Here is a 17,419-nt window from a genome sequence, read left to right as displayed (position 1 = left end):
GCGCGCGACCTGCAGTTCGAGCGCGACCAGCTCGGCCGCTCGCCGATCGAGGCGGCGGTTGCCGACCGGCTGAAGGGCGCCGGGCTGGCAGTCGACCTCAATTCCGAAGCGGCGGCAGTCATCCGCATGAACGAGCTGCTGAAGCAGCAAAAGCAGATCTGGGAGGACGTGCGCGAGACCGGCGTCGACGCGATCGGCGGCATCGTCGACAGCGCGGTGGGCGGTTTCGCCGACATCGACAGCGTTCTCAAGAGTGCAGCCGACGACGTGCTGAAGCAGCTGACCCAGCTCGGCATCAAGAACCCGCTGGCCAACGCGGTCTACGACAAGGGCCTGCCGACGCTGGACAGCATCGGCGGGCTGCCGGGCTTTTTGAGCACGCTGCTCGGCGGTCCGCAGCCCGCCGGCGGTCAGTCGGTCGGGGCTATGGATGTGCAGGCCGGCGTCGTCAACATCAATGGCGCGCTGGGCAGCGGCGCCGGCGGCCTGGTCGACGGCGTCAAGCGGCTGTTCTCGCCCGCCAACGGCAATTCAGCCGATCCGTGGTCGGGGATGCGCGGCAGCGAGACGACGATGGCAGCACCTGGCTCCGGCGGCGTCGGCGCCCAGATCTGGAACTACTTCGCGGCCAAGGGCCTGCAGTCGCATCAGATCGCCGGCATCATCGGCAATCTGAGCGCCGAGAGCGGCCTGAACCCCAATGCCGTCAACCCGAACGGCGGCGCCAGCGGCCTGCCGCAATGGCTGGGCGGAAGGCTGTCCGGGCTGCTGTCGGCCAATGGCGGCAAGGTGCCGGGCGTCGGTGGACAGCTCGACTATATCTGGAAAGAGCTGCAGGGGTCGGAGAGCGGCGTGCTGAAGCGGCTGCTGGGCTCGACCGATGTTCGCTCTGCGACCGGCGCCTTCGCCGGCTTCGAGCGGGCGGAGGGCTGGTCGCAGGCCAATCCGGAAAATATCGCGCTCTGGCAGAAGCGGCTGACCGCCTCGCAGGATGCGCTGGCCAGGTTCCAGGGCACGGCAAACGTCGCCACGAAAGACCTCGGCACCTTCGGCGGCGGGCTCGGCCAGCTCGGCAATGCGCTCAGCCAGTTCCCGGCTGCGCCGGCGGGCGGCGGTCTGTCCGGGTTTTCCGGCATCTGGTCTATGATCAGTGGCTTCTTCAGGTCGCCGGCAGCCTGGTCGGCGATCCAGTCGGGCACCGCCGGCCTCTACGATGTTGGCGGCCCGACCGGCGGTAGCGACCCGAACAAGGTCGCCGGCCTCGTCCACGAACAAGAGTACGTCATGGACGCGCCCGTGGTGCGCGCGCTCGGCGTTCCGTTCTTGGACAATCTGCGGCGCTCGGCCAGGTCCGGGCGCCACGGCCGCCTCGAAGATGCCGCCGCCCAAATGGAAGGTGGCTACCCGGTGCCTCGGTCAGGATCACGCGCCGGGGGCGGTGGCGGGGCGGTTATCGAGTTCAGGCACGACACGGTAGTGCACAACTACGGCAACAGCAGTGTGCGCACCGAAGAGACGGACGATGGCAAGGGCGGGCGCCGCACCGAGGTGATCGTCGGCGAGCAGATGGCGGCCGAGATGAACAGGCCGGGCAGTGCGGCCAATCGCACCTTGAACGCGCGCGGCGCCAGACAGCCGGTGAAACGCCGATGAGCCTGGTCTGGTACCCGCCCGAGCTGCCGAGGCCGGAACGCGCGCCCTACCAGGTGACGCGCGGCGACGGCCGCACCCGCAGAGCCGAAGACGCAGGCCCGCCGAACGTGCGGCGCCGCTTCTCGGCGGTCGCCGACACCGTGGCGTTTTCGACGGTGCTGACCAGGGCGCAACTTGCCCGCTTCGACCGCTGGTACAACGAGGAGATCAAGCAGGGCACGCAGCCTTTCCTGATGCCGGCATGGGACACGGACGGCCTGCCGCTGCTGACCGATGACGGCACGCCGCTCACCACCGAGGACGGCACCCCAATCCTGATCGCCGAGACGTGGCTTTGCCTGATCGGCCAGCAGATGCCGGCACGCGCGCCGAGCTCGCCGAGCAGCGTCCAGTGGCGCGTTTCCTTCGAGATCGCGGTGATGCCATGAGGCGCGTCTCGCTCAATGCCCGTCTGGCTCTCGACCAGGTCGCGACCGACGAGCTGGAGGTGGTGCTGGTCATTATCGAACATCCGCTGCTCGATGCCCCGGTGCGGCTTTCGTCCGACAATGCCGACAGGATCTCGGTCGAGCCGCTGATGTACGGCACCCGCTCGACCTGGCGTACCGATGACGGCTCGCCGTTTCTCTTTATCATGCTCGACGCGCTCGTCCCCGACGAGGAAGACGACGCGCCGGCGCAGGCCTCGCTGGTGCTGGAGATCCTCGACAGCGACATCGCCGACATCCTCACCGCGACCACCGTGCAGGCGACCTGCCACATGGCGATCGTGCTGGCGTCGAGCCCGGACAATGTCGAGGCCGAATGGATCGGCCTGCTGATGACCGGCGCGGACGGCGACAGCGGCCAGGTATCGATCAAGTTCTCGATGGAGCCGATCACCGGGGAGCCCTATCCGGCCGACCGCATGACCAAGGAACGCTTTCCGGGGCTGCACAAATGACCTTGATGGTAGCCCAGGGCGATCTCCGCTGGACGCAAGGCTTTATCGGCCTGCCCTTCGCTGACAAGGGCCGCGACTGGACCGGTTGCGACTGTTGGGGCTTTGTCCGCCTCGTCCATGCCGAGCATGCCGGCAACGAGCTGCCGTCCTATGCCGGCCTTTATCCCAGCTCGGCCGAGCAGCGCGAAGTGGCCGCCATAGTCGCTCGCGAAGCGCAATCGCCGCTCTGGTTGAAGATTGAGACGCCGCAGCCGCTCGACATCCTCTGGTTCCGGCGCGGTCGGCTCGACGCCCATTGCGGGCTCTATCTCAGGCCCGGCCTGATGATGCACATGGTCGAGCAGGACTGTTCGAAAATCGAGCGCTTCGACGACGGCTCGCCCTGGGCGGAGAAGCTGACCGGCATATACCGCTGGAGGGGCGCATGAGCGTCCACATCACCGCGGCACCCATCGCCTTCCAGCCCGACCGCGCCCGCATCGAGCTGACGCTTCCCGAAGGCATGACGATCGCCGAGATGGTGGCGATCGCGCTGCCTGGCGCCACAAACCCGGTGCTGGAACGCACTCGGGTCGCACTGGTCAAGGGCGACGGCATGCAGGTGGTACCGCGCGCCCTGTGGCACCGGGCGCGGCCCAATGCCGGCGTCCATGTGGTAATCCGCGTCGTTCCCGGCGGTGACTCGTTTCGATCAGTGCTGCAGATCCTCGTCTCGGTGGCGGCGATCGCCGTCGCCGGGTTTTTCTTCCCCGCCGGCGCCACGCTGTTTGGCTCGGAATTGCTTGCCAACGTGGCGAAGACCGCCCTCACGGTTGGCCTGACGGCGCTCGGCGGCTTGCTGATCAATGCGCTGCTGCCGCTGCCCAAACCCCCGGGGGAGGAAAAACCGACCTATGCGATCGCCGGATGGCAGAACCAGTTCACCCCCGACGCGCCCGTGCCCATGGTCATGGGTACCCACCGGTTTGCGCCGCCGTTTGGCGCGATGTCCTATATCGAGGTGGTCGGCGATTGGCTCTACGATCGCGCCGTCTTCCTGCACGGTTACGGGCCGCTGGAGATCTCGGAGGAGAAGCTCGGCGACACGCTGCTGACGAAATTCGACGAGGTCGAGATCGAGACGCGGCTCGGCTATGCCGACGATGAACTGCTGTCGCTCTACACCAACCAGGTGCTCGAGGAGCGCATCGGCACCGATCTGGAACGGCCGTTGAAGCACAACGACTACGGCAAGATCATCAAGGGTGAGCCGTCCGAAGCCAAGCCGGTCAGCCGCTTCACCGCGCGCGATACCGCCTGGTCAATCTCGATCCTGTCGTTTCCCGCCGGCCTGATCAAGATCGATGACGAGGGCGAGGAGTTTTCCGTGGAGGTCGTGTTCAAGCGGCGCTACCGGCCGGCCGGCACCGAAGCCTGGACTGACCTGCCCGATCTCTCCATCCGCAACACAAAGAAGGTGGGCTTCTATCGCGCCGACCGCATCGACTACCCCATACGCGGTGCCTATGAGATCGAATACGAGCGGCTGACGGACTCGGAGGTCGAGCCCGGCAATGGATCGCAATTTGTATTGAACTGCACCTGGGTGGTTCTTCAGAGCTTCCGGCCGGAATACCCATTCAATTTCAGAAAGCCCGTGGCCCTAAGTGCACTCCGGATCAAAGCGACGGCGCAGCTCAACGGCACGCTCGACACCTTCAACACGCTAGACAAGCGGATCGCGCCGGACTGGGATGCCGACAGCGGGACCTGGATCGACAGGGCCACGCAATGGCCAGCGTCGCTGGCGCTGTTCGCCTTGCGCGGCCCAGGGCTGTACCGGCCTACTCCGGAGGAGGAGATCGATTTTCCTGCCTTCCAGGACTGGCACGTCTTCTGTGTGGCCAAAGGCTTAAAATACAACCGCATCCACGATTTCGAGAGCACGCTGGGCGAGACGCTGGCGGCGATCGGGGCCGCGGGGCGGGCCGCCGTCAAATGGGACGGCCGCAAATGGACCGTCGTCATTGATCGGCCGCGCGAGCTGGTGGTCGACCACGTCAATCCGAGGAATTCCTCCGACTTCCGCTGGTCGCCATCCTATTTCGAGCCGCCACATGCGCTGCGCGTGCCGTTCATCGACGAGACCAACGATTATCAACAGGCCGAGCGCCTAGTGCCGTGGCCCGGCCATGTCGGCCCGATCGACATCACCGAGGAGCTGAAGCTGCCCGGCAAAACCAATCCGGACGAGATCTGGCGGGAGGCGCGCCGCCGGCAATTCGAGATCATGAACCGCGCCGTCAGCTACTCGGCGGTGCAGCAGGGCACCGCGCGCACCGCGACCACCGGCGACCTGGTCGTGGCCTCGCGCGACGTGCTGAAGCGCGCCATGCATTCGGCGCGCGTCAAGGCAGTGCGCGGCGATCACGTCGAGACCGACGGCGTCTTCACCATGACGGCCGGCGAGAGCTATGCCATCCGCTTCCGCCAGTTCGATGCCGACGACACGATCGGCACCAGCGTGGTGCGGACCATCGCAACCGTTCCGGGCGAGAGCGCGGCCGTGCGGCTCACCGGCAGCGGCGAGAAGCCCAAGGCCGGCGACATCATCCATTTCGGCCCGGCAGCACTCGACAGCATCCCGCTGATCGTTGCAGGTATCACGCGCGGCAAGAACAATTCGACGGTGCTGGCGATGCTGCCGGCGGCGCCGATCATTGATGAGTTGACCGACGCCGAGGTGCCGCCGGCGTGGAGCGGCCGGGTCGGCGCCGAGATCGACCTCTCCCTGATCCCGCCACCGGTACCGGTGTTCACCGGCATCGAGACCGGTACCGTCGAGACCGGCGACGCCAACGGACTGAGGGTGATGCTTCGCGGTGGCACGGCGAACGCAATCGCCGTCGCCGCCTTCAAGCTGCAGACCAGGCTTGCGGGGGCGTTGCTGTGGCAGCTGCCACTGTCCTGCTCGCCTGCCGAGGGCGCCTTCGACGTGACTGGATACCTGTTCGGCGACGACGTGGAGCTGCAGGCCTGGGCGGTCAGTGTCGCCGGCGTCGAGAGCGACCTGACCGACATCATCTCCGTCACCATCGGCGCCGACGACTTCGTGCCGCCGCTGGCGGCAAACTCTTTCCTTTTGCTCGTGCTCTAGAGGGACACCATGGCCGCCAGTCAGATCAACACGACCGACGCCGTCACCGCCGGTCCAATAGCGATCGACAGCGAGCTCGTCGCCGGCAAGCATCATCCCATGCACGGCGTGCGCGATGGGATGGACGAGGCGTTGGGCGGCAAAGCCGATACCCCCGCCACGGACGACACCGGGACCTGGAGCCTGATTGCACTGGTCAAGCGCCTGCTCGGCAAGCTGCCGGCTGCGCTTGGTCAGGGAACGATGGCGCAGTCATTGCGCGTGGTGCTTGCTAGTGACCAATCCGCCTTAAGTGTCATCGCAATAGGCAACGTCGCCTCGGGCGCGCCGGACACCGGTGCTCCGGTCAAGGCCGCTGGCGTATACAACTCGACCCTGCCCACTCTGACGACCGGCCAGCGCGGTGACCTGCAGGTCGATTCGCATTCCAATCTACGGGCCTTGGGAACACTAACTGCTGCCTCAGGTGTCGACGGCCTCTCCAATTCAGTGGCCGGCGCCTTTCAGCAGTCGGCCACCGGCGCGGCCTCGAACGTTTATCCGGTGGTTCTGCCGATGCGGTTCAACGGCAGCTCGTGGGACCGCCACCGCAAGGCGAATGCTGCCTCCCGCATCGCTTCGGCGGCCGCCTCGACGAACGTCACCTCCGCCAAGGGTTCGGCGACCGATGTGCATCTCGTTGAGGGAACCTCGGCGCGCGGCTCGGTCTGCTATTTCAAAGTCTGGAACAAGGCGACCGTCGCAACGGTCGGCACGGACGTTCCGGTTTTGGTCAAGGCTATTCCGCCAAACGCTGACTTCTTCTTCGACTTGAAGGGGCACTACCTCTCGGCTGGCTACGGCTATGCGTTCACGACTGGACCTACCGATGGCGACACCGGCGCGCTCGCGGCCGGCGATATCACCTCCTTTTTCACCACCTTCGCGTAAGGACCCGCCGCTATGTCCCAATGGCAGATTTTCCGCAAAATCGAAGGCAAGGACGTTGCCGATGCCGAACAGTTCGACGACGGCATCTGGGCTGGTCCTGGGGACGACGGCTTTACCGTCGACCACGTGATTGCCGAAATGAAGGCCCGGGGCGCATCTAGCTACAGCTACATCGGCCGCTCGACAAAGGTTGGGGAGCGGACGCAGGCCGACATCGTGCCCCGCGTCGCGGCTGTGGCCGAGGAACTCCGCGCCAAAGTCATGAGGGACAAGACGGCCGAGATAGTCTCGGCGATACCCAAGGGCAAGAAGCGCCTGGTTTCGGAGATCGAAGCCGAGGTCGCCCGCCACCTTCAACAGAGCGAACACGAAATCACTGCCGCAGCACGTTCCATTGCCCTCAGAAACATGGGCCTCGCCGAATAATGGCGAGGCGCTGGGCGGCTATCCAAACCTCCTGACCCGAAAGACCAAAACATGGCCGAAATTGGTGTGAAGACCACGGATATACCTTTGAGCAGCGCCCTTGATGACGTCCTCGGCAGCAAGACCGTTGACGGCATTCCGCTCACCCGGCGAACTGTCATTGCGGATCTCGCTTCGCAAATTTTGGCGAGTGAGCCAGCGGTGGGGGCATTTGCAGCTGAAGCAAATGCCCGCGCGACGGCCGATACGGCTGAATCTGTCGCTCGCCAAGCGGCCGATACTGCCGAAGCTGCTGGTCGCCAGGCGGCCGACACCGCTCTGGATACCCGCCTCACAGCCGCAGAAGGTGCCCTTGCGGTCGGCCTCAAGCCTGTCTCTGCATCGGTGCTTGTCGCGACGACCGGCAATGTCGTGCTCACCGGCGAGCAGGTGATCGACGGCACGCTGACAGCAGTCAGTGACGTCGCGGTGTGGAATAACGCCGATCCAAGGCAAAACGGCGTCTACACAACTGGGCCTGGGGCGTGGACGCGCCGAGCCGATCTTGACACGGGGGCAGAGCTTCTCAGTTCCAGATTTTTGGTTCGCCAGGGAACAATATATGGCGGCTATATCCTGGCCAACACAAACACTACGGCTCCCCTGGTAGGAACCGACAACATCACCTTTACGGAGTTTCTCAAGGCAGATCCGTCGGTTAATGCTGAGATAGCGACCGCGCGCGACGGCACGACTGTCTTGAACACACGCCTCACCACGCGCGAGAAAATTGCATTGCGGCGCGACCAAGCTGTTTCGAGCGCGGCCGGCAGCGTGGCGACCAAGGAAGCAACGCTCGATGCACTGCTTGCAAGCGTCAATGTCAGGCTCAGCCGCATCGACGCGGCCGCTGCCGGTCCTATCGTCTATGCCGACCCCTCGGCCGTCGGGTTGGGCAACGGGTCGAGCTGGGCCAACGCCTACACGACGCTGGCCGCTGCATTCGCCGCAGTGGTGGCAGGCGGTTCCGTCTATTCTAATTCGACCCAGGCAACGCCGTTCCCCACGGCCAATATCACCGGCGCCATCCCGAACAACATCGAGTGGGTCACGAACAAGGGCGCGGCCGGCGAGACGTGGATTTCCGGGAAATTGACGGCGGTATGGACCGATATGGGCGCGGGCATCTTCCGTTGTGTGCCGGTCGGCACCGTCGCGGCGGCCGCTTACGATCTCAAGGCGGACGACAGTGCCGGGACTGTTACCGGCATCAACCTGACCACCGCAGCCAACGTTGCCGATTTGGCGGAGTGGGGCATCGCCGCCGCCGATTGCGTCGCATGGTACGGCCTGCTGGAAAAGGAAGCGGTCGGGACGGCGACGCCGGCCGAGGGCAAGTGGTCGGTCACCGGCGGGTTTCTCTACATCAATCCGCCAGGCGCCCCTGTGCTCGCAACCGTCCAGACGCTGGCCTGCTACGCCAACACGACCGATGGCGTCGCCTTCACCAAGACTGGGACCGTGCATGAGCACCTGCACATCCATGGCGACCTGACGGTGTTCTTCACGCCATCCGCCACGGCTGGCACCGGCTATTCGGTCAAGCACAACAATGCGAAGGGCTGCGTGGTGGAGAACGTCCGCTCCATCATGTGCGGCTATCATGCAATCGGCTTCATCGGCACCTCCGAAGAGGGCAACGTCATGCGCGACTGCCTGACGACCCAGCACGCGCCGGACAGCGCGACGGGCGTCATGAACCCCTACGTCTTCTATTGCGACCTGACGCGCGACATCCCTGACGCTGGTCACAAGGGCGACAATCTGGTGTTTCTGGGCGTCCCATTGCTCAAGACCTCTGGGGCGCCGCTCGCGCTCACCTTGGGGCCAGGCCTCGGCTACAGCCATACCGCCGGCGCGCACATCATGGGCGGCATCATTTGGAGCCGCTGCCTGCAAATAGACTTCCTGGCCGAACTCGCCGCGAAGCACGCGGTGGTGATCACCAGCCAGTACAAGTTCATCGCCTCGGCCCTGTCGGGTGGCACTTTCGAGCGCTTCGACGAGAAGACCTGGCCGGTCAAGGCCATCGGCTGCAAGGCCCGCGGCAGGGGCGCCTGGTTCCAGCAAGAGGTCGACTATTACGACTGCCGGATGACCCGAGACGGCTACGGCGCACAAGGCGATCTGCTCGTCCTCATGAACTCGTCGGCCGAGGTGTGGCACTTCCGCATTTCGGACAGCAAGATATGGACGGGCGAATGTCGTCGTGGATGGTCGGGGACGCAGGTCGGCGAGACGGTTTCTTTCTTTGGCTGTCAGATCCTGTTCCAGGCGACAGGCTCCAACGCAGCCTTCAACCCTGCCTTCCTGGAGACGCTGGCGGCGAGCGCAGGCCAGTTCTACATCGAGCGTTGCGTCATTGACGGCATCGTCGGCAACACCATGTCGCTATTCCAGGGCGATGGCACCGGCGGCGGCACGCTCTATGAATTGTGCAACGTCAACATGCTCTCCAAGGGTGACAACATCGTCGGCAGTAGGATCACCGAGGCCTTCGACAGTTCGAATGGTGGCGTTGCGCCTAAGCCCATGAGCTACTGGACAAGCACGATCAACGGCGGATCGACCGACTGGCTCAGCGCTCCTTCCCCGCTATCGATCGCGTAAGGTCGTTCGCGGGCTTCGAGATGCAGGACGTCAGCCTCCTCTACAGCCTCTCAGGCGGGAAAGGACTGGCGGCGAAGGAGCTGATTGTGTCCATTTAGTCAGTGGGCCGAGATAACGTTCAATTCCCATTCGATGGTGTCGATTGCGGTTCGATCTTTGGGAACACAACCGCTCGGCACTTCGCCATGGCTTGGGACAGCCCGACCTGTCCGACTTTGTTCAGGTGAATCATATCTCGATAGCCGGTTTCCGCGCTGATGAACTGGGCATCATCCACGATGGGCACCCCACTCGCGGCGGCCAAATTTGCTTCATAGCCTTGGCCGCGAACTCCGGACTTATTCTCCATCCTAGTGGCGTGAGTGATCACACACACCGGCAACTTGAGATGCATCATCCTTGTGATCGCCGCGAGAGCGCTCCTCGCCGGCGGTATCTCTATCTCCTTCGGATCCTTTTCCTTCCACCGCAAGTATCGAGGAAAGTAGCGAAAAGCGGCGTCCGAGAGTGCGAACCAGGGGGTCACCGTTGGATGGGTCTTCGGACTGAGTGCGGCGAAGGTCGGGACGTCGCCGGCGTCGTGTGTCGAAAGGACAAGAATAAGCATGTCGGCATTGAACGTGCCGAAACGATTTATGTAGGCCTCTTCATTCTCCGGTCCCCAACTGCCGGCGGAGGCGTTAAGATAGAGCGCACCGTCGACGGAAAGGATGTCGGTCGCGAGGTCGGCCTGGTCGGTCAGCGCTCCGCCATCGATTACCGAGTCGCCGACAACCAAGGCCCTGAATTCGCCGGCTGGTTTTGTGATCGGGAAGTGCGCACTACGCATGCCGAGCTCATTGATCACGATATGGTTGCCAAAGCGATAGACGTCCTGGTTCGGAGCCCACATATACTCAATAGTCGGATGCGCGACGGAGAGCGGCGGGGTTCCCAAGCCGAGATAATACCGGCAGAACAGCTCGCCTCCGACAAATGCCCAGAAACAGACGCTTAGGAGCGAGACCCAGACGATAAGCCAGTCGACCTGGCCGCCGACTGGTGGCTTGACGTTGATATTCATGTGGGATCCCCCGCCCGATACATCTATCTTTTGCCGGCCGGGGCATCGTTTGCTTGGTCGACCACCAGATCAAATAGAGCGCGCCGATCCTCATGACGGGAACACTTTTGTCCCGTTCACTCGTTCCGTAGCTCTCGATAGGTTTTGATCTTTATCCGTGCCGCCCGGCACTCGGATGCGCAAAGCCACTTTCCCCAGCCGCAACAGTTACCGCGCTCGCTTGGCGGGAAAGTCAATGTGGCGAACTCAACTATTTTGTGTAATTCCAGGGCCGCCGACGGCCGATCTCATCTCATCGATCGGCGTACAAGGCCCTCTGTCGGGTCGGTCTTCGCGGTCAAGGCAATTGCCCCAGATCCGGGAACAATACGATGTGAGCAAGGAACGCAACAAACAGACATGTTGCAAAGAACCCCGCTGCTACAAACCACATAGCCAGGGTAGATCCCAAGCGCCGCGCCGAGATGGCAGCGCGAACGAGCACAAGGACAGCTGGCACCGCGCCGATAAGAATAATTATGATCCCGATCATGTCCCCTCTTCCAGTGTCCTAGTCCGGCTTGCCGGCGAACAATTCCTTGTAGCCAGTCGTTACCATCCAGTTCGCCCGGTCGATATGGCTGCGAAGAGCCTTGCGAGCGCGGACCGGTTCAAGGACGGAGTCGATGCCGAGAATGAGCTTGGCCATCTCCTCTTCGCTGGCATTGTCGGCGCAGGCGTCCAGGATCTGCAGGTAGATGGTGAAATGCTCCTTGTCGTAAACCGTGATGGAGTCCGACCACGGAACTTCTTCAAAGATTCCATGCTTCATAACGAACATGCCTTTCGGATTGCTCCATGCGCACCGGCCCCGGCGCGCTCGCTGGGGTTTCCTGCCCAGGAATTCTGGCGCTGCTCGCGGTCTCGTCAAGAGGCCGGCGCTGTAACCTTTAACGGCGGTTGAAAGCGCGCGATTTAGTGCCAACTGAAGTTGCGCGGAGGTGCCAAGTGATTTTGCGCGCTACAGGTGTCACCGAAATGGTCGGCCGCCGGCATTTCGTGCCGCATGTGCCGGGCACCCGCTTCCTCGATGCGTCCTCGGCCGGCGAATTCGCCACCGATGCCGAGCTGGCACTGGCGGCAAACTGGGACCGCACGGCGTCGAGCGTCAAGCACATGACGTTCATCGTGCTGAAGACGACCGAGGCCTGATCGGGCGAAGGGGCGGGCGTCAGACGTCCCGCCCCTTCGGGACACCAGGTCGGCCACCGTGGCGACCCGCAAGTTCACCCGCTGCGCTGCGTCGGAGTGATGTGAATTTTGGCGTTCGCTACAACATTCATGTTGCCCTTTGGCCAATCGACGGCACCAAACAGTTACAAGAAAGGGCGATGCTGCCTTGTCTTGGTAAGGGAGGTCACCATGAACATGAAGTACAAAACAGTTCAGGAAGTGCTCCGAAAAGCGGGCATTGTCATGAGCAAGAAGGGGGAAGTTCATCGCATAAACTTCTTCAGCGGCCTGGAAGACACCGCCTACTACACGCCAAGTCTTCAGGACGCCCTGGACAGGGGCTTGGCTTTGGCGGGAGGTGCCGGAAGGGTGAAAGCAAGCGTCTTTGCCAAGTCAGCTGAAACAGGGATCTCGACCGGCGCATGCATCGGCTGACACAATTCAGGCAAGACATCGCCGCGTTGCGCGGCGGTGTCGTGAAACTGCAATAGCCGAAGCATTGCCGTCTTCCTTGCTCGAATGGGAAAAAGACGGCTGACGAAGCGTCTGCCACGCCGTTTCATGACGGGCGGGTGGCGTCGTGACGGCCCCCGTGCACGAGACGTGCAACGTTCCGCCCAAGCCAAAATCACAAGAAATCCCAGCCGCTTCGAAGCGGCTTTTTGCCGTGGAGGCACCATGCCCCGTTTTCCCCGACCAATCACACAGCCGGAGGCCTGAGCCATGGCCATCACCCCGCTCGACATCGCCAACATGGCGCTCGCCGTGCTCGATGAGGCGCCGATCGAAAGCCTCGACCAGGACGCCAAGGCGGCGCGCCTGCTCAATCTGCATTTTGACCTGACCCGCGAGGCCGAATTGACCAAGCACGCCTTTGTCTTCGCCATCCTGGCGGCCTCGGTCGCCGGCTTCGACACCTGCGGCGGCGCTGGCACGCTGAACTTCGCCTATGAGCTTCCCGCCGATTGCCTGCGGCCCTTGCCGCTGACCCATAATGGCGAGCCGGATGGCGTGCCGCTCTCATGGCGGCAGGAGGCCGGGCTGATCTATTCGGATCAGGCCGGACCGCGCGTCATCCGCTATGTCGCCAATCTGACCGATCCCAACGACTGGGACGCGCTGTTCAGCGAAGTGCTGGTGGCGGCGCTCGCCATCAAGATCGCCCATCCGTTGACCCACAAGGCCAGCATGATCGACGTCGCCCGCAGCGCCTATGACAGGGCGCTGGACGCCGCCTATTCAGCCAATGCCATCCAGCGCGGCGGCAGATTTTCGACGACGTCCTGGGCTTTCCAGCGCGGCGACAGCCGGGGCGTCGGCCGATGACCACGCTCTATCCGGTCCAAGATGCTTTCATCCGCGGCGAGATTTCTCCCCGCTTGCATGCTCGCGCCTCGCTCGATCTTTACCGGGCGGCGCTGTCCAAATGCATGAATTTCGTCACGCTGCCGCATGGCGGTATCAGGAAGCGTGGCGGCACCTATTTTTGCGCGGAGGTGAGGGACTCATCAAAGGCGACACGGCTGATCCCGTTCATCTTCTCGGCCGACCAGGCCTATGCGCTCGAATTCGGCGATCTCTACATCCGCGTCTATGCCTATGGCGCGCGTGTCGGCACGGTCGAAGTCGTTTCGCCTTATCCCGAGGCCGATCTGTTCGACCTGCAATTCGTCCAGTCGGCAGACCAGATGTGGATCACCCACAAGGATCATCCGGTCAAAGTGCTGACGCGCACTGCGCACACGACCTGGACGCTCGCCGATTTCGTCTTTCTCGACGGCCCATACGACAAGATCAACACCACGGCCACGACGCTAACGCCGGCCGCAACCGGCAACGCCATGCCGGTCATGGTCGCGAATACGCTGCCAAGCGGCACGGTCAGCAACAGCAACGGCTCATCCGACGTGTGGCAGGTGTTCGATGGCGACAAGCAGAAGGGGGAGAACATAGCGGGCTTTCCGAGCGGGTATCTGCGCTACCAGTTCGGCGGCGGCGGGGCCAAGACGGTCGACGCCTACTGGATTACCGCCACGAATGATCACTCAGACACTGCATCGCCGACCCAGTGGCAATTCCAGGCCTCGCACAACGGCACCGACTGGACGACGCTCGACAGCCGGGACGGAGAGACCGGCTGGTCCAAGTCGGAAACCCGCTTCTTCGACGGCTTCAACAACACGGTTGCCTACGAATATTATCAGCTGCTGTTTTCAGGTGGCGGCAGCGACGGAACCGCTATCGCCGAACTGGCCCTGCACGAATACGCGCCGTCGCAAACGCCATTTGGTCTCTCGGCCTCCTCGATCGTCGGCATCAATGACGGCATCGGCTTCCAGACCAGCGATATCGGCCGCGCCATTCGTCTGCTTGGCGCGGATGGCTTCTGGCGCTGGGCCAAGGTCGTTGCCCTGACCAGCACGACGGTAGTCACGGTCCAGTTGTACGGGCATGCTCTGCCCGATCTCAGCCCGATCATCCGCTGGCGTCTCGGCACGTTCGTGCCCGGCAAGTATGTCCAGAGCGGTTCGCTTTACGAGGAGCGTCTGGCGTTCAGCCGAAAATTCTCGGTCTATGCCTCGCAAACCGGCGATTTCGACAACTTCGCCACCGGTGAGAAAGACACCGACGCGCTGGAATTCGTGCAGGCAGGTGGCGGCCAGGCCAACGACATTACGTGGGTGGCGGAATCGGACGGCGCGCTGATCATCGGGACGCTTGGCGGGGTGAGGGCGCTGTCGGGTTCCGGCATCGACGAGGCGCTGACGCCGTCCTCGTTCAAGAACCGCCGGTCCCGGACTTTCGGTTGTGCCCCGCTGCGTCCCGTCGATGCGGGGCAGTCGTTCCTCTATGTCACCCGCTCCCGCAAATCGATCGCCGAGCTGACGCAAAACGCCACCGGCCGCTTCACCTCCGACGATGTCGGTCAGATATCGGAGCACATTCCCAAGAAAGGCGTCGTCGAACTCGCCTTCCAGACCGACCCCGATCCGCTGCTCTGGTTCCCGCTCGGGGATGGCGAACTCGGCGGCTACACGCACCAGCCGTCGCAGGACGTTCGCGGCATGCACATCCACCAGATCGCCGGAAGCTTCGCAGGATCGAACTGGGCCGTTGTCGAAAGCGCCGTGGTGACGCCCGGCCAGGACGGCAACGACGATCTCTGGCTGATCGTCAAGCGCACGATCGGCGGCGTGACCAGGCGCTATATCGAAATCAAGACCGCGCCGTTTGAGTATGGCGGGATCGGCGATGCATTCGAAGTCGACTGCGGCCTGACCTATTCGGGCGCCGCTGTGGGCACGGTCTCAGGGCTTGATCATCTCAACGGCGAAACACTCGACGTCTTGGCCGATGGCAAGGTCTACAAGGGCCTTGCTGTGGCTGCTGGCGCGGTTTCGCTGCCCGGTGGGGCTACGGCAGCCAAATGGCAGGTCGGGCTCGGCTACCAGTCCGAAGCCAACACGCTGGAGCTCGACGTCGGCGGTCGCGACGGATCGATCGTCGGGCGGCGCAAGAAGGTGGCCAAGCTCATTCTTTCGCTGCTGGAAACCGACACAACCGGGCTTCAGGTCCAGTCGTTCATCCGCGGCCGCTGGGAGCAGGTTCGCATTCCGTCTGTGGTTGCACCCGACGGCATGGCGAAATTGTTCACCGGCAATGTCGAGGTGCCGATCGACGATAGCTGGGAAGGGCAGGGGCGGGTGAAGATCCGCCACGTCAATCCAACGCCCTGCACGATCAGGGCGATGACACCGGTGTTCGACGCCGAGCCTTAGAAACTGCTGATCTCCCCCCTCGAGGGGGAGATGTCGCCGAAGGCGACAGAGGGGGTCGGTTCGTCCTGACGCGGCCTCCTATCGCCTCCATCGCGGGGGAAGAACGCCGGCGCTCCACGCGAGACGACCCCCTCTGGCCTACCGGCCATCTCCCCCTCGAGGGGGGAGATCACCCGCTCCGTCTTCCATCGCTTCCCCAACCAAGGAACCCACCCGTGACCCCAACCCATGCCGAGCAACTCGGCAAGGCGCGGACGGCTGCCGATTTTGTAGCCGTCATCGCCTTGCTCGACACCGACCTCAACGATGCGATCGCCCGCAAGGGCGAGCTGGAAACGGAAAAGTTTGACGCGATCTTCGGCGCCGGAAATTTGACGGCGGCGCGTGCCGCATTGGACGACTGCAACGCTGAAATCGCACTGATCGAGAAAACCATCGAGGACGCGGACGAGCGCCGCGTTGGCGCCCCCCTGGACGAACCCCCCGCCGAAGCTGCCGTCGCCACGCCTGCGCCCGGCGACGAGGTCAGGACAAAGGCCGAGGCGCTCGGCGAGCGCTGGCGCACGGTCCACTGGCTGATCGAGCAGCTGCGCCAGGAGCTGTTCGCGGCCGATGCCTTGAGCCGCGCCATCATCGCCGCCAACGGCCTTTTCGATGCCGACGGCGCCGTCGACCTGAAGATCAACCTGACCACCATCCGGCGCACCGCCATGGCCGGCCCGCGGGCCGCCGCGCCATCGCGTCTCAGCCGCCCGGCAATCCAGGCCGACCGGCTGCTTTTGTCCTTCCTCAGCCCCGGCGGTGTGCTCGACCGGCGCCCTGCGATCGGCGCACCGGTCGGCGGCATCAAAAGCAAATTCATTCCCGCCGGCGAACGAGGCTGACCATGTGCACACTAGCTCTTATCGGCACGGCGCTTTCGGTCGGCGGCGCGCTGGCGGAAGGCCAACAGTCGAAGCAAATGGCCGAGTACCAGGCCAAGGCCTATGAACAGCAGGCGCGGGCCGACGCCCAAAGCTCGGCCTTCGAGCAGGGCCAGGAGCGCCACAAGCAGGATCTGCTGCAGGCGCAGGCGCGTGCCCAGGCCGGCGCTTCGGGCGTCGCCATTTCTGGTTCGCCGACCGAGGTGCTGGCAGCCAATGCCGGGCAGGGCCAGCTCGACCTCAAGGCGATCCAGTACGGCTCGCAGCTGCGCCAGAACGGTCTCGCCACGCAGGCGGCGATCGCGCGCTTTTCCGGCAGGCAGGCGGTCGGCGCCTCGATCTTCAAGGCCGGCAGCAATCTCGTGTCCGGCATCTCCGGCATCTACGACCCGGCCAAGGCGGTGACGTTCGGCAGAAGCGCCTTCCCGCCGGCGCCGGGCGGAGGCCTCTAGTGATGGCCACCATCCCGCTCCAGCTTGCCCAGCGCCGGCTCGATACCGGCAATGTGGCCTCCTATCCCAACGGCTCGCCAGTGGGCGCCGCTATGCAAGGCTTTGGCGACGAGCTGTCGGCGATAGCCGAACGCTTCCGGCAGCAGAAGCAGCAGCAGGATGCGTTCGACGCCGACATTATCGGCCGCGAGCTGAACGCACGCATCGCCCACGCCGAGGCCGTGGCGGTGCAGACCGCGCCGGGCGCCGGCGG

At 63.9% G+C, this 17,419-nt stretch carries 17 protein-coding genes and 1 pseudogene; 15 read left to right on the top strand and 3 right to left on the bottom strand.

Annotation, left to right across the window (positions count from 1 at the left end; genetic code table 11):
- From NKI72_RS31665 to NKI72_RS31630, 8 genes are all read left to right on the top strand, one after another.
- Positions 1–1,653, top strand: a 1,653-nt coding sequence (locus NKI72_RS31665; RefSeq protein WP_352851825.1) for a phage tail tip lysozyme, incomplete at its 5' end; no start/stop codon positions are given.
- Entirely contained in the window at positions 1,650–2,081 is a 432-nt protein-coding gene (locus NKI72_RS31660) for a hypothetical protein (RefSeq protein ID WP_352516656.1), read from the top strand. The genes NKI72_RS31665 and NKI72_RS31660, both read left to right, overlap by 4 nt.
- A complete protein-coding gene (locus NKI72_RS31655; protein WP_352851823.1) occupies positions 2,078–2,596 on the top strand; it encodes a DUF1833 family protein in 519 nt (172 codons plus the stop codon). Before NKI72_RS31660 ends, NKI72_RS31655 begins: the two co-directional genes overlap by 4 nt.
- Positions 2,593–3,024 carry a C40 family peptidase gene (locus NKI72_RS31650; protein WP_352546872.1) on the top strand — a complete coding sequence of 144 codons (432 nt, stop codon included), beginning with the start codon at positions 2,593–2,595 and terminating at the stop codon, positions 3,022–3,024. Before NKI72_RS31655 ends, NKI72_RS31650 begins: the two co-directional genes overlap by 4 nt.
- Positions 3,021–5,732: a TipJ family phage tail tip protein gene (gene gpJ, locus NKI72_RS31645; RefSeq protein WP_352851820.1), complete on the top strand. Its 2,712-nt coding sequence runs from the start codon at positions 3,021–3,023 to the stop codon at positions 5,730–5,732. The genes NKI72_RS31650 and gpJ overlap by 4 nt, the downstream gene beginning before the upstream one ends.
- 9 nt (positions 5,733–5,741) lie before the next feature.
- Complete coding sequence (locus tag NKI72_RS31640) at positions 5,742–6,662, top strand: hypothetical protein (protein ID WP_352851818.1); 921 nt, start codon at positions 5,742–5,744, stop codon at positions 6,660–6,662.
- A gap of 12 nt (positions 6,663–6,674) precedes the next feature.
- Positions 6,675–7,088 carry a hypothetical protein gene (locus NKI72_RS31635; RefSeq protein ID WP_352851817.1) on the top strand — a complete coding sequence of 138 codons (414 nt, stop codon included), beginning with the start codon at positions 6,675–6,677 and terminating at the stop codon, positions 7,086–7,088.
- A gap of 87 nt (positions 7,089–7,175) precedes the next feature.
- On the top strand, positions 7,176–9,737 hold the full coding sequence (locus NKI72_RS31630) for a hypothetical protein (RefSeq protein ID WP_352851815.1): 2,562 nt from the start codon (positions 7,176–7,178) through the stop codon (positions 9,735–9,737).
- Positions 9,738–9,855: 118 nt separating this feature from the next.
- On the opposite strand, the gene NKI72_RS31625 is transcribed toward NKI72_RS31630, so the two are convergent.
- The 3 genes from NKI72_RS31625 to NKI72_RS31615 form a co-directional block, all read right to left on the bottom strand.
- The gene (locus NKI72_RS31625) at positions 9,856–10,800 is read right to left on the bottom strand and encodes a hypothetical protein (protein ID WP_352546865.1); all 945 of its coding nucleotides are present in this window, start codon (positions 10,798–10,800) and stop codon (positions 9,856–9,858) included.
- Positions 10,801–11,137: 337 nt separating this feature from the next.
- Positions 11,138–11,332 carry a hypothetical protein gene (locus tag NKI72_RS31620; RefSeq protein WP_352546863.1) on the bottom strand — a complete coding sequence of 65 codons (195 nt, stop codon included), beginning with the start codon at positions 11,330–11,332 and terminating at the stop codon, positions 11,138–11,140.
- Between the two features lie 18 nt (positions 11,333–11,350).
- Positions 11,351–11,611 carry a DNA -binding domain-containing protein gene (locus NKI72_RS31615; protein ID WP_352546862.1) on the bottom strand — a complete coding sequence of 87 codons (261 nt, stop codon included), beginning with the start codon at positions 11,609–11,611 and terminating at the stop codon, positions 11,351–11,353.
- A 176-nt stretch (positions 11,612–11,787) separates the two neighbouring features.
- On the opposite strand from NKI72_RS31615, the gene NKI72_RS31610 reads away from it, so the two are divergent.
- The 7 genes and pseudogenes from NKI72_RS31610 to NKI72_RS31580 form a co-directional block, all read left to right on the top strand.
- Positions 11,788–11,991: a hypothetical protein gene (locus NKI72_RS31610; RefSeq protein ID WP_352851812.1), complete on the top strand. Its 204-nt coding sequence runs from the start codon at positions 11,788–11,790 to the stop codon at positions 11,989–11,991.
- Positions 11,992–12,201: 210 nt separating this feature from the next.
- Positions 12,202–12,447 carry a hypothetical protein gene (locus NKI72_RS31605; protein WP_352750282.1) on the top strand — a complete coding sequence of 82 codons (246 nt, stop codon included), beginning with the start codon at positions 12,202–12,204 and terminating at the stop codon, positions 12,445–12,447.
- Between the two features lie 288 nt (positions 12,448–12,735).
- Positions 12,736–13,338: a phage connector family protein gene (locus tag NKI72_RS31600; protein WP_352851810.1), complete on the top strand. Its 603-nt coding sequence runs from the start codon at positions 12,736–12,738 to the stop codon at positions 13,336–13,338.
- On the top strand, positions 13,335–15,791 hold the full coding sequence (locus NKI72_RS31595) for a phage tail protein (RefSeq protein ID WP_352851809.1): 2,457 nt from the start codon (positions 13,335–13,337) through the stop codon (positions 15,789–15,791). Before NKI72_RS31600 ends, NKI72_RS31595 begins: the two co-directional genes overlap by 4 nt.
- Before the next feature lie 215 nt (positions 15,792–16,006).
- Positions 16,007–16,675 carry a hypothetical protein gene (locus NKI72_RS31590; RefSeq protein WP_352851807.1) on the top strand — a complete coding sequence of 223 codons (669 nt, stop codon included), beginning with the start codon at positions 16,007–16,009 and terminating at the stop codon, positions 16,673–16,675.
- Positions 16,676–16,677: 2 nt separating this feature from the next.
- Complete coding sequence (locus NKI72_RS31585; protein WP_352851805.1) at positions 16,678–17,166, top strand: hypothetical protein; 489 nt, start codon at positions 16,678–16,680, stop codon at positions 17,164–17,166.
- A 2-nt stretch (positions 17,167–17,168) separates the two neighbouring features.
- Positions 17,169–17,419 (top strand): annotated as a pseudogene (locus tag NKI72_RS31580) (hypothetical protein); the annotation flags it as partial.

This window comes from Mesorhizobium sp. M0437 (assembly GCF_040321335.1).
In the GTDB taxonomy this organism is placed as follows: Bacteria; Pseudomonadota; Alphaproteobacteria; order Rhizobiales; family Rhizobiaceae; genus Mesorhizobium.
This window is presented reverse-complemented; position numbering and strand designations above follow the sequence as displayed.

Bases quoted from the DNA above. Each gene is read 5' to 3' on its own strand.
- NKI72_RS31660 (WP_352516656.1), top strand. From the start codon at position 1,650: ATGAGCCTGGTCTGGTACCCGCCCGAGCTGCCGAGGCCGGAACGCGCG.
- NKI72_RS31655 (WP_352851823.1), top strand. From the start codon at position 2,078: ATGAGGCGCGTCTCGCTCAATGCCCGTCTGGCTCTCGACCAGGTCGCG.
- NKI72_RS31650 (WP_352546872.1), top strand. From the start codon at position 2,593: ATGACCTTGATGGTAGCCCAGGGCGATCTCCGCTGGACGCAAGGCTTT.
- gpJ (WP_352851820.1), top strand. From the start codon at position 3,021: ATGAGCGTCCACATCACCGCGGCACCCATCGCCTTCCAGCCCGACCGC.
- NKI72_RS31640 (WP_352851818.1), top strand. From the start codon at position 5,742: ATGGCCGCCAGTCAGATCAACACGACCGACGCCGTCACCGCCGGTCCA.
- NKI72_RS31635 (WP_352851817.1), top strand. From the start codon at position 6,675: ATGTCCCAATGGCAGATTTTCCGCAAAATCGAAGGCAAGGACGTTGCC.
- NKI72_RS31625 (WP_352546865.1), bottom strand. From the start codon at position 10,800: ATGAATATCAACGTCAAGCCACCAGTCGGCGGCCAGGTCGACTGGCTT.
- NKI72_RS31620 (WP_352546863.1), bottom strand. From the start codon at position 11,332: ATGATCGGGATCATAATTATTCTTATCGGCGCGGTGCCAGCTGTCCTT.
- NKI72_RS31615 (WP_352546862.1), bottom strand. From the start codon at position 11,611: ATGAAGCATGGAATCTTTGAAGAAGTTCCGTGGTCGGACTCCATCACG.
- NKI72_RS31605 (WP_352750282.1), top strand. From the start codon at position 12,202: ATGAACATGAAGTACAAAACAGTTCAGGAAGTGCTCCGAAAAGCGGGC.
- NKI72_RS31600 (WP_352851810.1), top strand. From the start codon at position 12,736: ATGGCCATCACCCCGCTCGACATCGCCAACATGGCGCTCGCCGTGCTC.
- NKI72_RS31595 (WP_352851809.1), top strand. From the start codon at position 13,335: ATGACCACGCTCTATCCGGTCCAAGATGCTTTCATCCGCGGCGAGATT.
- NKI72_RS31585 (WP_352851805.1), top strand. From the start codon at position 16,678: ATGTGCACACTAGCTCTTATCGGCACGGCGCTTTCGGTCGGCGGCGCG.